This is a genomic window from Oryzisolibacter sp. LB2S, from assembly GCF_040732315.1.
GTDB classification, from domain to species: domain Bacteria; phylum Pseudomonadota; class Gammaproteobacteria; order Burkholderiales; family Burkholderiaceae_C; genus Alicycliphilus; species Alicycliphilus soli.
The window spans coordinates 2,195,255-2,212,761 of the sequence record NZ_CP160388.1 but is presented as its reverse complement, the minus strand read 5'-3'; the positions used below and the strand labels follow the sequence as shown (position 1 = coordinate 2,212,761).

Below are 17,507 nucleotides of genomic sequence, written 5' to 3'. Positions count from 1 at the left end.
CGCATGACATCCACCCCTTCGGTACCACGCAAACGGCTGGCGCTGTTCGACCTGGACCACACGCTGCTGCCGCTCGACTCGGACTACGAGTGGGGCGAGTTCACCATCCGCATCGGCTGGACCGACCGCGAGGAGTTCGGCCGCCGCAACAAGGCCTTCTACGAGGATTACCTGGCCGGGCGCCTGGACGTGCACGACTACGTGCGCTTTGCCACCGAGGCAGTGCGCCTGCGCGGCGCGGACGCCGCGGCCCAGGCCCATGCGCAGTTCATGCGCGAGGTGATCGCGCCGGCCATCCACGGCGAGGCGCTGGCGCTGCTGCAAAAGCACCGCGACGCGGGCGACGAGGTGCTCATCATCACCGCCACCAATGAATTCATCACCCGCCCCATCGCCCAGGCGCTGGGCGTGGAGCAGCTGCTGGCGCTCGAGCTCGAGCGCGACGCCGATGGCTGGATCACCGGCGACATCCGCGGCGAGCCCACCATGCGCGAGGGCAAGGTGCGGCGCATGCAGGCCTGGCTGGCCGCGCGCGGCCTTTCCTGGGGCGACGTGGACAGCACCTTCTACAGCGACTCCATGAACGACGTGCCGCTCCTGGAGAAGGTCAATCACCCCGTGGCCACCAACCCCGACCCGCGCCTGCGCGCCCTGGCGCAGGAGCGCGGCTGGCCCATCCTGGACCTGTTTGCCTCACAACAACAATGATCAAGACCTTCATCGACAAGCTGCTGGGCAAGGGCGGCGGCGCGGGCCGCGCGGCCAAGCGCCGCTTTGGCAAGCGCGAGGAGCTGCCCGCCTCGGTGCACGGCATCAACCCCGAGCTCGTGGACCGGCGCGCCACCGACGTGGTGCGCACGCTCAAGCAGGCGGGCTTCGAGGCCTACATCGTCGGCGGCGCCGTGCGCGACCTGCTGCTGGGCCTCAAGCCCAAGGACTTCGACGTGGCCACCAACGCCACGCCCGAGCAGGTCAAGGGGCTGTTTCGGCGCGCCTTCATCATCGGCAAGCGCTTTCGCATCGTGCACGTGGTCCATGGGCGCGGGCGCGAGCATGAGGTGATCGAGGTCTCCACCTTCCGCGCCTATCTGGACAACGCAGCGGCCGAGCAGGTCAGCGGCAACGAGCGCACCAGCAAGGCGCAGCTCGCCGGCATGCAGCACGCCGTGGACGCCAGCGGCCGCGTGCTGCGCGACAACGTCTGGGGCCCGCAGGACGAGGACGCCACGCGGCGCGACTTCACCGTCAACGCCATGTACTACGACCCCGAGACCCAGGTCGTGGTGGACTTCCACAAGGGCCTGGACGACGCCAGAAAGCGCGTGCTGCGCATGATCGGCGACCCGGCCACGCGCTACCGCGAGGACCCGGTGCGCATCATCCGCGCCGTGCGCTTCGCCGCCAAGCTCAGTGCGCTGGGCTTCGCCCTCGAGCCCAAGACCGCCAAGCCGCTGCTGGCCTGTGAGCCGCTCTTGCAGGACGTGCCGCAAAGCCGCCTCTTCGACGAAATGCTCAAGCTGCTGCAGACCGGCCATGCGCTGGCCTCCATCGCGCAGCTGAAAAAGCTCGGGTTGGAAAAGGGCATCTACCCGCTGCTCGACGTGGTGGTCGAGCGTGCCGACCATCCCTTCGTGCAGGCGGCGCTCGCCGACACCGACCGCCGCGTGGGCGAGGGCAAGACCGTGGCGCCGAGCTTTCTGCTCGCCTGCGTGCTCTGGCAGGACGTCAAGGCCGGCTGGGAGCAGCGCCTGGCACGCAACGAGCACGCCTTCCCGGCGCTGCAGGATGCCATCGACGAGGTGTTCGACAAGCGCATCGGCGACGTGTCCGGCCGCGGCAAGCTGGCCGCCGACATGCGCGAGATCTGGGTCATGCAGCCGCGCTTCGAAAAGCGCTCGGGCAGCACGCCCTTCAGCATGGTGGCCCATATCCGCTTTCGTGCGGGTTTTGACTTCCTGCGCCTGCGCGCCGACGTCGGCGAGGTCGAGGAAGGGCTGGCCGAATGGTGGCAGCAGTTCTCGCTGGCCGATGATGCGCGCCGCGAGGACATGATCGAGCAGGTGCGCGAGGAGCAGCGCGCCCGCCAGCGCAAGGCCCAGCCCGTGGTGCGGCGCGTGCCCAAGCCCACCGGCGCCGCACCGGCCGAGGCCCCCGCCGAGCCCGACGCCCAGGGCGACGGCGCCGCGCCCAAGAAGCGCCGCCGCCGTCGCCGCAAGCCGGCCGGTGGTGCCAGCGGCCCCGCGGCGGGCGAGGGCGCTTGAGCCCGACCCAGGCGCCGCGGGCCGAGGCCGGCGTCACGGCCTGGATAGGGATGGGCGCCAACCTCGGTGACGCACGCGCCGCCCTGCGCGGCGCCGTGCAGGCCATGGCCGCGTTGCCGGACACGCAGGTCAGCCAGGTCTCGTCGCTGTACCGCAGCGCCCCCGTGGACGCGGGCGGGCCGGACTATCTCAACGCCGTGGCCGTGCTGCAGACCCGCCTTGCGCCGCTCGCGCTGCTGCACGCGCTGCAGGCCCTGGAGCAGGCCGCCGGGCGCGAGCGCCCCTACCGCAACGCGCCGCGCACGCTGGACCTGGATCTGCTGCTCTACGGCGACCTGCGCCTCGAGGGTGCCGAGCTCACCGTGCCCCACCCGCGCATGAACGAGCGCGCCTTTGTGCTCCAACCCCTGGCCGAGCTGGCGCCCGCCATGGTGGACGCCACACGGCTTGCCGCCGTGGCCGATCAGCGCATAGAGCGGGTGCTGGCACCGGCCTGGTGGTGTTGAGGGTGCTCACGGATTCACAGCGCTTTGCACTTGTCAGTAGCCAGTTTCCGCTGACAATCAGATGAAAACGACCGTAGGCTAAGCGCAGACAGCTGGCATTTTTATTGCCCACAGCGGCCGCGATCGATTCGCGTGACCACGGGGCCTGGCACCGCCGAGTCCGTCATCCCCGCGCAGGCGGGGATCCAGAGGCCAGCCCCGCGCCATGTGTTCGTCGCTGCTGTGGATCCCCGCATGCGCGGGGATGACGGCGGTCGTCTGGGATGGAAGCCCCCGTGTATCAAGCGCGAACAGCTATCAATTTTGTATTCAACTGCGGCAACGATGGATTCGCGTGACCCGCCTGGCGCCGCCGACCCCGTCATCCCCGCGCATGCGGGGATCCAGGAGCACATCCCAGTCGATTCATTCGTCGCCGCCGTGGATCCCCGTCCCGGATCAATGTCCGGGATGTCGTTCCTGCGTGGGGATGACGGCGGGCGCGTGTCGGATGGAATCCTCAGTCGACCTTGGCGCCCGAGGCCTTCACCACCTGCTGGTACTTGGCGCGCTCGGCGGCCATGAAGGCGTCGAACTGTTCGGGCGTCGTGGCCACGGGCTCGGCCATCAGGGCCTCGAAGCGGGTCTTGGTCTCGGGGGTCTTGAGTGCGTCGGTGAAGGCCTTGTTGAGTCTGGCGATCACGGGCTTGGGCGTGCCCGCGGGCGCCACCAGGCCCCACCAGGTGTCGATGGCAAAGCCCTTGAAGCTGTTCGACAGCGGCGGCACGCCGGGCAGCATGGGGCTCGCGGCGAGCGAGGTCACGGCCAGGGCCTTGAGCTTGCCTGCCTTGATGTTGGGCGCCGCGGCGGCCAGGTTGTCGAAGTTGAAGTCCACCTCGCCGGCCAGCAGTGCCAGCTGCGCGGGGCTGGCGCCCCGGTAGGGGATGTGCAGCGCGAAGATGCCGGCCTTCTGCTTGAACATCTCGCCCGCCAGATGGCCGGCGCTGCCGTTGCCGCCGCTGCCGTAGTTGAGCTTGCCCGGATTGGCGCGCGCGTAGGCGATCAGATCCTGCACGCTGTGGATCTTGAGCTGCTCGGCGCGTGCGGCGTTGACCACGAGCACGTTGGGCACGCGCACCATCTGCGTGATGCCGGCAAAGTCCTTGGCCGCGTCATAGGGCACGCGGCTGAAGAGCCAGGGGTTGACGGCATGCGTGGCCGTGGCAGCGATGCCAATGGTCAGCCCGTCCGGCGCGGCCTTGGCCACGAGGTCGGCGCCGATGTTGCCGCCCGCGCCGGCCTTGTTGTCCACCACCACGGTTCCCAGTGCGTCGCGCACGCGCTCGGCCAGGACGCGCGAGGTCACGTCCAGCGGCCCGCCCGGCGCGTAGGGCACGATGAGACGGATGGGGCCGTCCTGTGCGTGGCTGAGCGGGCTTGCAAGGGCCGCGCCCAGGGCGGCGAGCGAGAGAAGGTGGCGTCTGCGGTTCATGGATGGTGCGGGTGATGAAAAAATGGTGGGCGGCGCGTCAGCCGCCATGCTTGTCGGCCTCGGAGGTGAAGGCGTCGGCGTAGAACTCCTCGGGTGGCAGGCCGCGCTCGGCGCTGTAGGCCACGCGCGCCGAGTCGACCACGATGGGCGCGCCGCAGGCATAGACTTGGTGGCCGGAGAGATCGGCAAAGTCGTCCATCACGGCCTGGTGCACAAAGCCCGTGCGGCCCGTCCAGCCGTCCTCGGGCAGGGCGTCGGAGACCACGGGCACGTAGCACAGCTGCGGCATCTCGGCCAGGCGCTCGCGCACCCAGGCGTCCATGTACAGGTCGTGCGGACGGCGCCCACCCCAGTAGAGCGTGGCGGGGCGCGCGATGGCCTTGTGCTGCATGTGCTCGATCAGCGCCTTGATGGGCGCAAAGCCCGTGCCCGAGGCCAGGAAGATCATGGGCTTGTCCGAGTCCTCGCGCAGGTAGAAGCTGCCGAACGGCCCCTCCACGCGCAGGATTTCCTTCTCCTTGAGGGCGCCGAACACATGGGTTGTGAACTTGCCTCCCGGCATGTGGCGTATGTGCAGCTCCACGCCGGGCGCGGCCTCCTGGTGGTGCGGCGCCGTGGCCATCGAATAGGCGCGGCGGCTGCCGTCACGCAGGATGAATTCCATGTACTGGCCCGCGTGGTAGCGGAAGATGTCATGCGCCGGCAGCTGCAGGCGCAGCTGCATCACGTCGGGCGAAAGGCGCGTGAGGGTGCTGACGCGTACGGGCAGCTTGCGGATGGGGTAGGCGCTCTCGTCCGTCACCTGGCGCGATTCGAGCACCACGTCGGTCAGGGGCCTGGCGCAGCAGGTGAGCACGTAGCCCGCCTCTTCTTCCTCGACGCTCAGCGCCTTGTGCTGGTGCTCGCCATGCACCACGGATCCGCTCAGCTTTCTGCATTTGCATGAGCCGCAGGCGCCATCCTTGCAGCCGTAGGGCAGGCCCACGCCGCTGCGGATCGCGGCCGTGAGGATGGCCTCGCCGGCCTGGGCCTCGAAGCTGCGGCCGCTGGGCTGTACGCTGATCTGGAATGCGGTCTCGGCGCTGGTCATGACAGTGGGTATCCTCGGGGGCGTTGTCTGGCTATAAGCAAAGCGACCGATTTTGCCCTCAAACCAAAACCCTCTCGGCGCATTACCGGCGCGCTTTCGGCGCCAGCGCCTGCTCATCATCGGCTGCGGCGACGTGGGCCTGCGCGTGGCGCGTGGCCAGGGTCCGCGCGGCCCGCGCGTACTCGCGCTGACCTCCACCCCCGCGCGCTTGCCCGAGCTGCGCGCCGCGGGCATCACGGCGCTCCTGGGCAATCTGGACGACGCGGCCACGCTCGCGCGCCTGGCGGGCCTGGCCACGCGCGTGCTGCACCTGGCGCCGCCACCGGGCCAGAAGGAGGTGGGCCCGCACTGGTGGCTGGACCCGCGCAGCCAGGCGCTGGCGCAGGCCCTGCGCCGGCGCCAGCTGCCGCGGGCGCTGGTCTATGCCTCCACCAGCGGCGTGTATGGCGACTGCGCGGGAGACTGGGTGGCCGAGTCGCGCCCCCTGGCGCCGGCCACGCCGCGCGCCCAGCGCCGCGCGAACGCCGAGGCCGCCATGCGCCACCTGGGGCGCGCGGGTGTGCGCGTGAGCATTCTGCGCGTGCCCGGCATCTATGCGCCGGACCGCGAGGGCGGCACGCCCGAGGCGCGCCTGCGCCGCGCAACACCCGTGCTGGCCGCGCCCGACGATGTCTACACCAACCACATCCACGCCGACGACCTGGCGCGCGCCTGCCAATTGGCCCTGTGGCGGGGGCGCCCCCAGCGCATCTACAACGTGGCCGACGACAGCCAGATGAAGATGGGCGACTACTTCGACCTGGCGGCCGATCTGTACGGCCTGCCGCGCCCCCCGCGCGTGCTGCGCAGCCAGGCGCAGGAGCTGCTGCCGCTGTCGCTGCTGAGCTTCATGGGCGAGTCGCGCCGCCTGGTCACCACGCGCATGGCGCGCGAGCTGCGCCTCGTGCTGCGCTACCCCACGGTGCGCGAGGGATTGACTGCCGCGCCCGATCAGCGCGGGTAGACGTTGCCCTTGCCGTCGTAGCAGCGAAACACGTTGCAGTTGACGATGTCGCGCCGCGGCGGTGGGGCCGGGCGCGGCGGCACGACCACCACGGGCGGGCCGTAGTACGGCGGTTGTGCGGGCTGGTAGCCGCGCCGCTGCTCGGCCCTGGCGTAGTCGGCGGGGCTGAGGCAGGCCAGGTCCGTCTGGCGCTGGGCCGCATCGAGCCGCGACTGTTCGTCATACATGCCACGCCCCAGCGTGGCCAGCACGTCTTGAAGGTTCTGGCGCGCCTGGCGGCATTCGATGGACTGGGAGGGGTCGTTGTGCGGGCGTGTGTGTGCGGCCGCGCGCTCGGCCTGCTGCGACGCGCGGCGCTGCTCGGCCTCGAACAACTGGCGCTCATGCTTGCGCTGCAGGGCCTCGGCCGCCTGGGCGCGTTCCTGGGCGATGTCCTGCGGGCTCCTGCGCGGCTCGACCTCGCGGGCCGCGTCGCCGCGTGGGCAGCCACCATCGGTGTAGGTCACGCCGCCGGTCACGGGGTCGGTGCAGCGCACCACCTGGGCCGCGGCCGGCAGGGCGCAGCACGCGACCAAGAGCAGGCCCAGGCCAAGCGTCATGCGGCGTGGTGTCGGGGCATTCATGCGGTGGATGGCAGGGGCGGCCATGCGGGTCTCAGCGCCAATCGGGGCGCGGCCCGCCCGGCACGAGCCTGATGCCCTGCGGGGGGCGCTGGCCCTGGGGTTCGCGATCGGGGCGCTCGGGGCGCTGGCCTTGCCAGAGATTGGGGCGGGGTCTCTGCGGGCGCTGTGCCTCGCCACGCGGGGGCTCGCCCCCCTGCGGGCGGTGCCCCTCCCAGCGGCCGTCATCATGGCGGTGCTCGTTGTGCCGGTGGCGCTGGGCCTCGCGCCACTGGCGTTCGCGCCAGGCGTCCTCACGCCAGCCGCGCGGCGGCGGTGGGTAGGCGCGCCAGCCCAGAGGGGGAGGCGTGTAGATCACGCCGGGCTGCTCGTACACCGTGATCGACGAGGAGACGCCACCGTAATAGCCGCCGGAATGGCCGCCGTAGCCGCCATATGCGCCGTCGCCATAGTACGGATCGCCGGGCAGCGCCACGCAGCCCGCGGCCAGAAGGCCGGGGGCGCAGATTGCGGCGAGGCGCAGCAGGGGCTGTCGAAACAGGGGCATGGACATCTCCGTTGCCATCACAAACAGGGGCTCGTCGTTGTGAGACGCGCCGCCGTGCCAATTGGTTGACCGGTCGCCACCTGTTGCGACAGGTTTTGCGCGGCCTTCAATATTGTGTCCTGTTGTGTCCTGCGCCGGGGCCCCGCTGTGGGCATGGAGGTCAGTCCAGGGTGAGCTTTTGCTTGTCGACGACGTTCTTGTAAGCCTGGTACTCTGCCTTGATCTCCTGGGCGAACTTCTCGGGCGTGTCGGCGACGATGAGCGAGCCCGTGTCCTCGATGCGCTTGCGCACCGCGGGGTCCTTGAGCACCTTGTGCACGGCGGCGTTGACCTTGTTCACGATGTCCTTGGGCAGGCCCTTGGGGCCGACGATGCCGTAGTAGGCCATGCGGTTCACGTTGGGCAGGCCTTCCTCGGCCAGCGTCGGCACGTCCGGCAGCACGGCCAGGCGCTGGGGCGCGGCCACCACGAGGGCGGTGAGGCGCTTGTCCTTGATGAATGGCAGGGCCGAGGGCAGGTTGTCGAAGGTCAGCGGAATCTGTCCGGCCACGGCGTCGTTCAGGGCCGGGCCCGAGCCGCGGTAGGGCACATGGGTGATCTGTGTGCCCGTCTCCAGCATGAACATTTCCATCATCAGGTGGCCGATGCTGCCGGTGCCGGGTGAGCCGAACGAGTACTTGCCGGGATTCTTCTTGACCTCGGCGAGGAAGGCCTTGTAGTCCTTGCCCGCGAACTGCGGGTTGGCGGCAATCACGTTGGGCGTGGCGGCGATGTTCACGACGGGCGTGAAGTCGGTGAACACGTTGTAGGGAATCTTGGGGTTGATCGCCGGGTTGGTCGCCGTGGTGGAGACGGTGGCCACGCCCAGGTTGTAGCCGTCGGGTGCGGCGCGCGCCGTCTCGGCCGCGCCGATGGCGCCGCCGCCACCGCCCTTGTTCTCCACCACCACGGGCTGACCGAGCTCACGGCCCAGGGGCTCTGCGATGACGCGGGCGATCAGGTCCGTGGTGCCGCCTGCGGCAAACGGCACCAGCAGGCGGATGGGTTTGTTGGGGTAGCCCGACTGCGCGTGGGCGGCGCTGCCCAGCAAGGCCAAAAGGCCCAGGGTGAGGGCGCTGCGACGGATCATGCTTTTGTCTCCTGTTGTGAAATGTGCGAGCACTGTAATGCCGGTGACGGCGGGTTGGGGCGCCGGCTGGCCGGCGCGAAGAAATCAAATCGCCCGCTGCGCCCTGAGCTCGGCGATGGCGCCGGGGCTCAGGCCCAGCTCGCGCAGCACCTCGTCGGTGTGCTGCCCCAGGCCAGGCGGCGCGCTGCGGTAGCTGACGGGTGTGGCCGACAGGCGCATGGGGTTGGCCACGGTGGCCACGCTGGCAATGCCGTCGCCGGCCGTGCGCGGCAGGTCCACGCGCAGGCCGCGCGCGCGCACCTGCGGGTCGTCGAAGGCCTGGGCGATGGTGTTGATGGGTCCACAGGGCACGGCCTTGTCCTCGAGCAGCGCGATCCAGTCGGCGGTGGCGCGCGTGCGCATGAGCGGTTCCATCAGCGCGAGCAGTGCGCCGCGGTGGCGCACGCGTGCGGTGTTGGTCGCAAAGCGCTCATCGCGGGCCCAGGCCTCGTGGCCGACGGCGGCGCAAAAGCGTGCGAACTGCCCGTCGTTGCCAATGGCCAGCAGCACGTTGCCGTCGCTCGTCGCGAAGTCCTGGTAGGGCGCCAGGCTGGGGTGGATGTTGCCGGCGCGGCCCGGTGCCTGGCCCGTGGCGAGAAAGCCCGCGGCCTGGTTGGCGAGCACGGCCATGCCCACGTCCAGCAGCGCCATGTCGATGTACTGGCCCTGGCCGCTGCCGCTGCGCGCGTTGTCACGGGCATTCAGCGCGGCCAGGATGGCGTTGCTGGCGTACAGGCCCGTGAACACGTCGACCACGGCCACGCCGACCTTGAGCGGGCCGCCGCCGGGCGTGCCGTCGGCATGGCCGGTGATGCTCATGAGGCCGCAGGCGGCCTGCACCATCAGGTCGTAGCCGGCGCGCTCGGCGTAGGGGCCGTCCTGGCCGAAGCCGGTGATGGAGCAGTAGACCAGGCGCGGGTTCAGGTCCTTGAGGCTGGCGTAGTCCAGGCCGTATTGGGCCAGGCCGCCGACCTTGAAGTTCTCCACCACCACGTCGGCCTCGGCCGCCATGCGGCGCAGCAGCGCCTGGCCCTCGGGGTGGGCCATGTCCACGGTGATGCTGCGCTTGTTGCGGTTGCAGGCGGTGAAGTAGCTGGCCTCGCGCGTGTCGTTGCCCGCGTCGTCCTTCAGGAACGGCGGGCCCCAGTGGCGCGTGTCGTCGCCGGCCGCGGGGCGCTCGACCTTGACCACGTCCGCGCCCAGATCGGCCAGCATCTGGGTGCACCAGGGGCCGGCCAGCACGCGCGACAGGTCCAGCACCTTGATGCCTGCCAGCGCGCCGGTGGATGCTGTGCTCATGATTTGAATAAAAAGTGCCTCCAGCGCTTGTGTGACAAGCGCGGGAAGCTATGGTTTTTTATCAGTTGGCGAAGGCCGCAATGCCGGTCTGGGCGCGGCCCAGGATGAGGGCGTGCACGTCGTGCGTGCCCTCGTAGGTGTTGACCACCTCCAGGTTCACCAAGTGGCGCGCCACGCCGAACTCGTCGCTGATGCCGTTGCCGCCCATCATGTCGCGCGCCAGGCGGGCGATGTCCAGGGCCTTGCCGCAGTTGTTGCGCTTGATGAGGGACGTGATCTCGACCACGTTCTGGTGCTCGTCCTTCATGCGGCCCACGCGCAGCGCGGCCTGCAGGCCCAGGGTGATCTCGGTCTGCATGTCGGCCAGCTTCTTCTGGATGAGCTGGTTGGCGGCCAGCGGGCGGCCGAACTGCTTGCGGTCCAGCGTGTACTGGCGTGCCGTGTGCCAGCAGAACTCGGCCGCGCCCATGGCGCCCCAGGCGATGCCAAAGCGTGCGCTGTTGAGGCACGTGAACGGGCCCTTCAAGCCACGGATCTCGGGGAAGGCGTTTTCCTCGGGCACGAACACGTCGTCCATGACGATCTCGCCGGTGATGGACGCGCGCAGGCCCACCTTGCCGTGGATGGCCGGGGCCGACAGGCCCTTCATGCCCTTGTCGAGGATGAAGCCGCGGATCTGGCCCACGGTGCCGGATGCCTCGACCTCCTTGGCCCAGACCACGAACACGTCGGCCACGGGGCTGTTGGTGATCCACATCTTGTTGCCCTTGAGGCGGTAGCCGCCATCGACCTTGTAGGCCCGCGTGGCCATGCTGCCGGGGTCGGAGCCATGGTCGGGCTCGGTCAGGCCGAAGCAGCCGATGTATTCGCCCGATGCCAGCTTGGGCAGGTATTTCTGCTTCTGCGCCTCGGAGCCGAACTCGTTGATCGGCACCATGACCAGGGACGACTGCACGGACGCCATGGAGCGGTAGCCCGAGTCCACGCGCTCGATCTCGCGCGCCACCAGGCCGTAGCTCACGTAGTTCAGGCCGGCCCCGCCGTATTGGGTGGGGATGGTCGGGCCAAGCAGGCCGAGCTCGCCCATCTCGCGGAAGATGGTGATGTCGGTCTTCTCGTGGCGGAACATGTCCTGCACGCGGGGTGCGAGCTTGTCCTGGCAGTAGGCGTGGGCGGCGTCACGGATGGCGCGCTCATCGTCCGTGAGCTGCTGGTCGAGGTGGAAGGGGTCGTCCCATTGGAAGGCTGCGCGGGTCATGGTGTCTCCGGTGTGAGTGCGGTTGACGAAAAGGGATGCATGCATTGCAGGCATGGCATCGGCATGGGTGGCATCGTATCCCCGTGATATGCCGCGGTGCAAGCGAGTAATTCGCATCCAGAAATGAGTAGGATGAATATCTGACTAAGATGTGCCCATGCGAAGACATCTGCCATCCACCCAGGCCCTGGCCTGCTTCGAGGCCGCGGCGCGGCACGAGAGCTATACGCGCGCGGCGCAGGAGCTCGCGCTCACGCAGAGCGCGGTGTCGCGCCAGATCCTGGCGCTCGAGGACCAGCTGGGTGTGCAGCTGTTTCGGCGCACGCGCCACGGCGTGCTGCTCACGCCCGCGGGGCGGCACTACGCGCGCCAGGTTGCGCGCCGGCTGCAGGGGCTGGAGCAGGACACGCTGGACGTGATGGCGCACCAGGGCCATGGCGGAGCGCTGTCGCTCGCGGCCGTGGCGACCTTTGCCACGCGCTGGCTGATCCCGCGCCTGCCGCTCTTGGCCGAGCGCCACCCCGAGATCGTGGTGCATATCGAGACGCAGACACGGCCCTTTTTGTTCAGCGACACGGGCTTTGACGCCGCGCTCTACGCCGGTACGCCCGAGCAGGTGGCCAACTGGCCCGGCGTGCAGGCCCAGCTCCTGATGCCCGAGGACGTGCTGCCGGTCTGCAGTCCGCGCCTGCTGGAGCAGGCCGCGCAGCTCTCGGGCATGCCGCGCGGTACCGGGCGCGCGCACCAGGGCGTGGCGCCGCAGGTGCTCGCGCGGCTGCCTTTGATCCAGCAAAGCACGCGGCCCCATGGCTGGCGCCAATGGTTCGACGCCATGGGCGTGCAGGATGCGCCGCGCGCGCTCGACGGGCCTCGCTACGAGCTGTTCTCGATGACGGCCGTGGCGGCGGCGCACGGCCTGGGCGTGGCGCTGATGCCGCCCATGCTCATCGAGGCCGAGATGGCGCGCGGCGAGCTCGTCGTGGCCTGCCAAAAGCCGCTGCGCGGCGAGCGCGGCTACTACCTCATCACCCCGGCGCAGCATCCGCCGCCGGTGCTGCAGGCGTTTGCCGACTGGCTCAGGGACATGGCGGCCACGGGGTAGCGGTCGGTCTGCCTGGGCAACTACAGCCAGGCTACGAAGAGCGGCACCAGCACGGCAGTTGCCACGCCGTTCAATCCCATGGCCAGCGCCGCAAAGGCGCCCGCGGCAGGGTGGGTCTGCAGCTCGCGCGCCGTGCCGATGGCATGGGCCGTGAGGCCCACGGCAAAGCCGCGCACGGCCGGGTCCTGCACGCGCAACAGGCGCAGCAGCGGATCGGCCAGCACGGCGCCCGCAATGCCCGTGATGGCAACGGCCACGGCAGCGAACGAAGGCAGCCCGCCCAGGCGCTCGGCCACGGGCAGGGCGATGGGCATGGTGGCGGACTTCGGCGCGAGCGACAGCAGCGTGTCCATCGACGCGCCCAGCGCCCAGGCGATGCCCACAGCCGAGACAATGGCCGCGCTGCAGCCGGCCAGCAGTGCCAGGCACAGGGGCCGCCACATGGCGCGTATGCGCTGGCGCTGCTCATACAGGGGTAAGGCCAGCGCCACCGTGGCCGGGCCGATCAGAAAGCTCAAAAGCTCCACGCCCTCGCGATAGGTGGCGTAGGGGGTGCCCGTGGCCAGCAGCACGGCGACGATGAGCACGACCGCCGTGAACACCGGAATCAGCAGCGGATGGGCGCCGCTGCGCCGGTACAGCGCCAGCGCGGCCGCATAGGCCAGCAGCGTCAGCAGCAGCCAGGGCAGGGGCGACGCGGCCAGCCAGGGGCCGAGGGCGGATGATGTGGCCATCATCGCCCCTCGGGCGCGTCGCCTGACGGCGCCCCGTGCAGCAGGCGGCGCAGCGTCCAGGCCGTGACCACCAGCGTGATGGCCGCGCCTGCAATGCAGGCGAGCAGAAAGGGCAGCCATTCGCGTGCGATGCGGTCAAAGTGCAGCATCACCCCGGCGACCGCGGGAATGAACAGCAGCATCATGTTGCGCAGCAGGACGCTGGCCGTCTGCTCGAGCGCGTGCGGCACCCGTCCCCCCAGTACCAGGGCGGCGAGCAACAGCAGCATGCCCGCCAGCGCGCCGGGCAGAGGCAGGCGCAGCAGGCGCACCAGGAGTTCGCCAAGCAGCTGGAAGGCGAGGAGGGCGGTGAAGGCGTAGAGCATGAGAGCAGATGTACCCCGAATGGGCCATGAAGGGGCTGCGATCATGGCCCATGCGGCAAGACATGGCGACTTCCCGGGTGATTGGCCGCTTGCGGTCTGCGCCCAGCCGCAATACCCTGACGTGCGTGGCGCCTGACCTGCAGGTGTTGTTGCTGGAACGCATGGGCTGCCACATCATCCAAGCACAGAAGGAGAACACATCATGGCCACTGCCCAGCCCATGTACCACGCACCCACCTTCGAACCCACGGTGGACGAGATCGCCACCCTCAAGCAGCTTGAAATGGGCGAGGCGATTGCCGTGCCGGACGCGCTCAAGCATCACCTGTCCGGGCGCCTGCTCGAATGGGGCTACATCGAGAAATCGGCGGCCGGTGTCTTCAAGATCACCGACATGGGGCGCAAGCTGATCCGGCGCCAGGACAATTGATGGGCCGGGGGCTGCCGACCATGCGTGCACAGCCCGCATCCAGCCACCGTCAGCCGGCCGAGCCGGCCGAGCCGCCCGTGGAGCCCGATGTGCCGGCGCCGCCGCCCGAGCCGGCGGACAAGCCGCCCTACGCCATGTGAGGTCGGGGCCGCGTGCAGGCCACAAAAAAGGCCGCGCAGTTCTGTGGACTGTGCGGCCTTCTGTATGGTGCCGGGGCCGTTTCCAAACTATGCCTTGAAACCCGCATGGATCCTTGATAGTGTCTGAGCCCGGGCGAAATGTGCCCCCAAATATGCCCCCAAACTGTCGAGGATACCCCCCATGAAGTTGACTGATGCCAAGATCCGAACACTGACCGAGCCCGGCAAATACTTTGACGGCGCCGGGCTGTACCTGGAACTCACAAGGGCGGGCGGGAAGTACTGGCGACTGAAATACAGGTTTGGCGGCAAGGAGAAGCGCATGGCGTTTGGCGTGTATCCCGCCGTGGGCCTGAGGGACGCCCGAGCCCTGGCAGCGGCTGCACGCGAGGCGCTACAGGCTGGCGACGACCCGGGCCAGCAACGCAAGGCCGATAGGGCAAGGGTTGCTCATGAGTCGGCCAATACCTTGCAGGCCGTAGCCGCCGATTGGATGAAGCACCAGGCCAGCCGCTGGGAGGCGGAAACCGCCTGCCGTATTCGCGCATCGCTGGAGGCGGATGTATTCCCGACCCTGGGAGCGCGCCCCATGGCAAGCATCAAGCCCGGCGAGGTTATGTCCATGGTGAAGAAGATCGAGGCGCGGGGGGCGGGAGACCAGGCGGGCCGCGTGTTGCAGCGGGTAAAGGCTATCTACCGCTGGGCCGTCACGCATGAGCGGATAGAGGCGAACCCAATGCTTGACTTGGTGCCCGCTGAAATCCTCAAGCCCCGCGAGGTGCAACACCGCGCCGCCCTGGCGCCTGCCGAGCTGCCCGCGTTCCTGGCGAAGCTGGATGCCTATGAGGGCGAGCCCACCACGGTACAGGCCCTGCGCATGGTCATGCTGACGGCCGCCCGGCCGGGCGAGGTGCGCGGCGCCCGCTGGGCAGAATTCGACCTGGCGGCGGCGCTGTGGGTCATCCCCGCCGATCGCATGAAGATGCGCAGCGAACACCGCGTACCGTTGTCACGCCAGGCCCTTGGGGTGTTGGAGGTCATGCAGCCCCTGAGCGGGCATCGGGACCTTGTGTTTCCAAGCCCTACCTATCCCAGCAAGCCCCTAAGCGAAAACACCTTCAACTCGGCTATGGCGCGCATGGGTTACAAGTACACGGCCACAGCCCACGGGTTCCGGGCACTGTTTTCCACGGTGGCGAACGAGTGCGGTTGGAACCCTGACGTGATTGAGCGCCAGTTGGCACACGTGGAGCGCAACAAGATTCGAGCGGCCTATCACCGGAGCACCTACATGGATGAACGCGCCAGGTTGATGCAGTGGTGGGCGGATTACCTGGAAGGCCGCAAGGCCGGCAACGTGGTTCCATTCCCCCAGCGCGCGGCCTGAACACGCGACGACGCAGGCCCCAGAACAACACCCATCGCCCGCCCCGCTGCATGCCAGCCGGGCGGTTTTTTTATGCCCGTGCGCCTGTTTCAGCGGCCTTCACCTGGCGTAGGCGTTGATTTTTGGTGAGACAGTGAGAACAAACCCAAGAATCAAGGATTCATGCGGCCTAGCGGGCAATTTCCAATGTGAACAGAGTGAGAACAGAATGAGAACAGAGTGAGAACAAATCATATTATGAAAAAAATATGTCTCATTCTTGCCAATTTGACCCGTTCAGACCGTCACCCGTCACCCGTCACCCGTCACCCGTCACCCGTCACCCGTCACCCGTCACCCGTCACCCGTCACCCGTCGCCCGTCACCCGTCGCCCGTCACCCGTCGCCCGTCACCTGCGCCCGTCACCTGCGCCCGTCACCTGCGCCCGTCACCTGCGCCCGTCACCTGCGCCCGGCGCCCGGCACCCGGCGCCCGGCGCCCGGCACCCGGCACCCGGCACCCGGCACCCGGCACCTGTGCCCGTCGCCCGTCGCCCTTCGCCCTTCGCCCTTCGCCCGGCGCCTCGTTTGTGGCCGTACTGTTTTGGCCTTTCTCGCACATGCGCGGAATCGAGCGCAAAAGGGGTTCCCCGTGGCGCCTCGGTCAGCCGGCCGTCTGGCGCATGTGCAGGGTGCAAGGCGTTCCGGGGTGCATGCACACGCGTGCACGATGCGCGATGTGTCGCTGTGGATAACTTTTTACGCTGATGTGCTGAAAAAAACAGCAAAACGCAGACGGTCGTAACCCCGCGTGAATACTCATGTTTCCCGGTAAGGTGCAAAAGTTGTCCACATCGCACATTCAATACGACGGGCGTTATGTTAAATACGGTGCGACTTTTGTTTATTGTGCACCGTTACGGGCTTTGTGTCAGAATCCCGAACACCATGAAGGACGCATCTATGACCGTTGATGAATTTGACGCGGCGCTCGCGGCGCTGGGCTGGAAGGTGAGTGAGTTTTGCCGGGCTACGGGCCTGCATCGCAACACCCCCAGCCGCTGGCGCAATGAGGGCGTGGAGATACCCGCCTGGGTGCCCCAGCACCTGGGTTTGCTGTTGGACGTGCGGCGCCTGCATGCCGCTTCCCTGGTGCCTGCCAGCCCCAAGGCAGAGGGCTGGTTGGTGCAGGACCTGGCGCGCCTGTATGCGGCCTATCTGACCCCGCACAGTGGTGGCGATGATGCGGTGTAGGGCTGGAAGGTGCTGGCATGCAGGGTAACAACGTAGGGGAGTGGCGGCTCTACAGCGGTGGGTTTTTCATGCGCACCAAGGAAGGCGAGGGCGGGGAACTTGCCAGGCTGGCCGATGTGCGCGATTGGTTGATGCATCGGTATGCATGGCCCATGGATCGCGCTGCTGATGAAATCATTGGCAAGTTGTGCTACGCAAACAGATCTGGCCTAACTCTGTTCATTGCCGACAAGAAGCGATACGCCACACGGCTGCGACCGGACCAGAGCATGCTGAGTCCTCAGGCGCTCATGGAGCGCGGGGGGCTGCGCGACCTTGATCCACGCTTGCTAGGTTTTGAAGGCGTGTGCAATGCGATTCTGAACGGCTGGATTGGCGAGTATCGCGGGTACACGGAAGTTTCGGCGCGCGTTGATGCTGTATGCGTGCTCGTCGCTGTGGCCGCTGAGCTGTGGGGCTGGGGGACTGTTGCCGAGGCTGGTGGCTTGTCACCATTCAATTTGGCCGACTGGCCTGCACTGGTGGCTTACCGCAAGGCGAACCGCGGCAGTGGTTGGGGTAGAGGGAATCAGATTGACATTCTCGAGGCTGAACTGCGTAGACGGACGGATGCCGGCCAAAACAAAAGCGATGCCCTTGACGCGATGGCGAAGGAACTTGGCTATGCAGGGCGCAGAGCCCTGGAAAATGTTCTCAGTAGAACAAAGGCGGGCCGCAAGCGTGACCAGAAAGCAGCGCCAGCGTTCGCCGTCACCAAGGTGAGAGACGGGCGCAAGATCGCATAGCGCTTGCCCTACGCGCCCGCGCCGCGTACACTACGCGCAAGCCGAAAGGCCCGGTGCTTCAAAACACCTTTTCGCAAAGCGTTGCAGCCCCCACGACAGCGGGGTTTT

General features: G+C 68.3%; 18 protein-coding genes. 9 read left to right on the top strand and 9 right to left on the bottom strand.

Going from position 1 to position 17,507, the window contains the following annotated elements; all coding sequences use genetic code 11:
* The first annotated feature begins 3 nt into the window (after positions 1 to 3).
* From ABUE11_RS10445 to folK, 3 genes are read left to right on the top strand one after another with little or no spacing between them, the layout of a single operon-like run.
* Complete coding sequence (locus tag ABUE11_RS10445; RefSeq protein ID WP_367065262.1) at positions 4 to 708, top strand: HAD family hydrolase; 705 nt, start codon at positions 4 to 6, stop codon at positions 706 to 708.
* On the top strand, positions 705 to 2,261 hold the full coding sequence (gene pcnB / locus ABUE11_RS10440) for a polynucleotide adenylyltransferase PcnB (protein ID WP_367065261.1): 1,557 nt from the start codon (positions 705 to 707) through the stop codon (positions 2,259 to 2,261). Before ABUE11_RS10445 ends, pcnB begins: the two co-directional genes overlap by 4 nt.
* 50 nt (positions 2,262 to 2,311) lie before the next feature.
* Positions 2,312 to 2,767: a 2-amino-4-hydroxy-6-hydroxymethyldihydropteridine diphosphokinase gene (folK, locus tag ABUE11_RS10435; protein ID WP_367068797.1), complete on the top strand. Its 456-nt coding sequence runs from the start codon at positions 2,312 to 2,314 to the stop codon at positions 2,765 to 2,767.
* 499 nt (positions 2,768 to 3,266) lie between these two features.
* Here the strand turns inward: folK and ABUE11_RS10430 are convergent, their stop codons facing one another.
* Entirely contained in the window at positions 3,267 to 4,238 is a 972-nt protein-coding gene (locus ABUE11_RS10430; protein ID WP_367065260.1) for a tripartite tricarboxylate transporter substrate binding protein, read from the bottom strand.
* A gap of 37 nt (positions 4,239 to 4,275) precedes the next feature.
* Positions 4,276 to 5,328 (bottom strand): CDP-6-deoxy-delta-3,4-glucoseen reductase, encoded by a 1,053-nt coding sequence (locus ABUE11_RS10425; protein WP_367065259.1) that lies wholly within the window; start codon positions 5,326 to 5,328, stop codon positions 4,276 to 4,278.
* Between the two features lie 52 nt (positions 5,329 to 5,380).
* On the opposite strand from ABUE11_RS10425, the gene ABUE11_RS10420 reads away from it, so the two are divergent.
* Positions 5,381 to 6,331 carry an SDR family oxidoreductase gene (locus ABUE11_RS10420; protein WP_367065258.1) on the top strand — a complete coding sequence of 317 codons (951 nt, stop codon included), beginning with the start codon at positions 5,381 to 5,383 and terminating at the stop codon, positions 6,329 to 6,331.
* Here the strand turns inward: ABUE11_RS10420 and ABUE11_RS10415 are convergent.
* From ABUE11_RS10415 to ABUE11_RS10395, 5 genes are all read right to left on the bottom strand, one after another.
* Complete coding sequence (locus ABUE11_RS10415; RefSeq protein WP_367065257.1) at positions 6,319 to 6,978, bottom strand: DUF4124 domain-containing protein; 660 nt, start codon at positions 6,976 to 6,978, stop codon at positions 6,319 to 6,321. The genes ABUE11_RS10420 and ABUE11_RS10415 overlap by 13 nt on opposite strands.
* Positions 6,979 to 6,985: 7 nt before the next feature.
* Positions 6,986 to 7,498, bottom strand: a complete 513-nt coding sequence (locus ABUE11_RS10410) for a hypothetical protein (RefSeq protein WP_367065256.1) — start codon at positions 7,496 to 7,498, stop codon at positions 6,986 to 6,988.
* A gap of 160 nt (positions 7,499 to 7,658) precedes the next feature.
* Positions 7,659 to 8,627 (bottom strand): tripartite tricarboxylate transporter substrate binding protein BugE, encoded by a 969-nt coding sequence (locus tag ABUE11_RS10405; RefSeq protein WP_367065255.1) that lies wholly within the window; start codon positions 8,625 to 8,627, stop codon positions 7,659 to 7,661.
* 84 nt (positions 8,628 to 8,711) lie between these two features.
* Positions 8,712 to 9,965, bottom strand: coding sequence for a CaiB/BaiF CoA-transferase family protein (locus ABUE11_RS10400; protein WP_367065254.1), 1,254 nt, complete (start codon positions 9,963 to 9,965; stop codon positions 8,712 to 8,714).
* 61 nt (positions 9,966 to 10,026) lie between these two features.
* Positions 10,027 to 11,223, bottom strand: coding sequence for an acyl-CoA dehydrogenase (locus ABUE11_RS10395; RefSeq protein ID WP_367065253.1), 1,197 nt, complete (start codon positions 11,221 to 11,223; stop codon positions 10,027 to 10,029).
* Positions 11,224 to 11,380: 157 nt separating this feature from the next.
* Between ABUE11_RS10395 and ABUE11_RS10390 the strand changes: the two genes are divergently transcribed.
* The gene (locus ABUE11_RS10390; RefSeq protein ID WP_367065252.1) at positions 11,381 to 12,325 is read left to right on the top strand and encodes a LysR substrate-binding domain-containing protein; all 945 of its coding nucleotides are present in this window, start codon (positions 11,381 to 11,383) and stop codon (positions 12,323 to 12,325) included.
* Positions 12,326 to 12,345: 20 nt separating this feature from the next.
* Here ABUE11_RS10390 and ABUE11_RS10385 read toward each other — a convergent pair whose 3' ends face one another.
* Together ABUE11_RS10385 and ABUE11_RS10380 are read right to left on the bottom strand one after the other, a co-directional pair.
* Complete coding sequence (locus ABUE11_RS10385) at positions 12,346 to 13,062, bottom strand: LrgB family protein (RefSeq protein WP_367065251.1); 717 nt, start codon at positions 13,060 to 13,062, stop codon at positions 12,346 to 12,348.
* Complete coding sequence (locus ABUE11_RS10380) at positions 13,059 to 13,424, bottom strand: CidA/LrgA family protein (RefSeq protein WP_367065250.1); 366 nt, start codon at positions 13,422 to 13,424, stop codon at positions 13,059 to 13,061. The genes ABUE11_RS10385 and ABUE11_RS10380 overlap by 4 nt, the downstream gene beginning before the upstream one ends.
* A gap of 202 nt (positions 13,425 to 13,626) precedes the next feature.
* Between ABUE11_RS10380 and ABUE11_RS10375 the strand changes: the two genes are divergently transcribed.
* From ABUE11_RS10375 to ABUE11_RS10360, 4 genes are all read left to right on the top strand, one after another.
* Positions 13,627 to 13,854, top strand: coding sequence for a hypothetical protein (locus ABUE11_RS10375; protein WP_367065249.1), 228 nt, complete (start codon positions 13,627 to 13,629; stop codon positions 13,852 to 13,854).
* A gap of 321 nt (positions 13,855 to 14,175) precedes the next feature.
* A complete protein-coding gene (locus tag ABUE11_RS10370) occupies positions 14,176 to 15,381 on the top strand; it encodes an integrase arm-type DNA-binding domain-containing protein (protein WP_367065248.1) in 1,206 nt (401 codons plus the stop codon).
* A 942-nt stretch (positions 15,382 to 16,323) separates the two neighbouring features.
* A complete protein-coding gene (locus ABUE11_RS10365) occupies positions 16,324 to 16,614 on the top strand; it encodes a hypothetical protein (protein WP_367065247.1) in 291 nt (96 codons plus the stop codon).
* Between the two features lie 17 nt (positions 16,615 to 16,631).
* The gene (locus ABUE11_RS10360; protein WP_367065246.1) at positions 16,632 to 17,399 is read left to right on the top strand and encodes a hypothetical protein; all 768 of its coding nucleotides are present in this window, start codon (positions 16,632 to 16,634) and stop codon (positions 17,397 to 17,399) included.
* Positions 17,400 to 17,507 lie beyond the last annotated feature (108 nt).

Excerpts from the sequence above, each read along its gene's own strand:
- ABUE11_RS10445 (WP_367065262.1), top strand. The coding sequence starts at position 4 with ATGACATCCACCCCTTCGGTACCACGCAAACGGCTGGCGCTGTTCGAC.
- pcnB (WP_367065261.1), top strand. The coding sequence starts at position 705 with ATGATCAAGACCTTCATCGACAAGCTGCTGGGCAAGGGCGGCGGCGCG.
- folK (WP_367068797.1), top strand. The coding sequence starts at position 2,312 with ATGGGCGCCAACCTCGGTGACGCACGCGCCGCCCTGCGCGGCGCCGTG.
- ABUE11_RS10430 (WP_367065260.1), bottom strand. The coding sequence starts at position 4,238 with ATGAACCGCAGACGCCACCTTCTCTCGCTCGCCGCCCTGGGCGCGGCC.
- ABUE11_RS10425 (WP_367065259.1), bottom strand. The coding sequence starts at position 5,328 with ATGACCAGCGCCGAGACCGCATTCCAGATCAGCGTACAGCCCAGCGGC.
- ABUE11_RS10415 (WP_367065257.1), bottom strand. The coding sequence starts at position 6,978 with ATGGCCGCCCCTGCCATCCACCGCATGAATGCCCCGACACCACGCCGC.
- ABUE11_RS10410 (WP_367065256.1), bottom strand. The coding sequence starts at position 7,498 with ATGCCCCTGTTTCGACAGCCCCTGCTGCGCCTCGCCGCAATCTGCGCC.
- ABUE11_RS10405 (WP_367065255.1), bottom strand. The coding sequence starts at position 8,627 with ATGATCCGTCGCAGCGCCCTCACCCTGGGCCTTTTGGCCTTGCTGGGC.
- ABUE11_RS10400 (WP_367065254.1), bottom strand. The coding sequence starts at position 9,965 with ATGAGCACAGCATCCACCGGCGCGCTGGCAGGCATCAAGGTGCTGGAC.
- ABUE11_RS10395 (WP_367065253.1), bottom strand. The coding sequence starts at position 11,223 with ATGACCCGCGCAGCCTTCCAATGGGACGACCCCTTCCACCTCGACCAG.
- ABUE11_RS10390 (WP_367065252.1), top strand. The coding sequence starts at position 11,381 with ATGCGAAGACATCTGCCATCCACCCAGGCCCTGGCCTGCTTCGAGGCC.
- ABUE11_RS10385 (WP_367065251.1), bottom strand. The coding sequence starts at position 13,062 with ATGATGGCCACATCATCCGCCCTCGGCCCCTGGCTGGCCGCGTCGCCC.
- ABUE11_RS10380 (WP_367065250.1), bottom strand. The coding sequence starts at position 13,424 with ATGCTCTACGCCTTCACCGCCCTCCTCGCCTTCCAGCTGCTTGGCGAA.
- ABUE11_RS10375 (WP_367065249.1), top strand. The coding sequence starts at position 13,627 with ATGGCCACTGCCCAGCCCATGTACCACGCACCCACCTTCGAACCCACG.
- ABUE11_RS10370 (WP_367065248.1), top strand. The coding sequence starts at position 14,176 with ATGAAGTTGACTGATGCCAAGATCCGAACACTGACCGAGCCCGGCAAA.
- ABUE11_RS10365 (WP_367065247.1), top strand. The coding sequence starts at position 16,324 with ATGACCGTTGATGAATTTGACGCGGCGCTCGCGGCGCTGGGCTGGAAG.
- ABUE11_RS10360 (WP_367065246.1), top strand. The coding sequence starts at position 16,632 with ATGCAGGGTAACAACGTAGGGGAGTGGCGGCTCTACAGCGGTGGGTTT.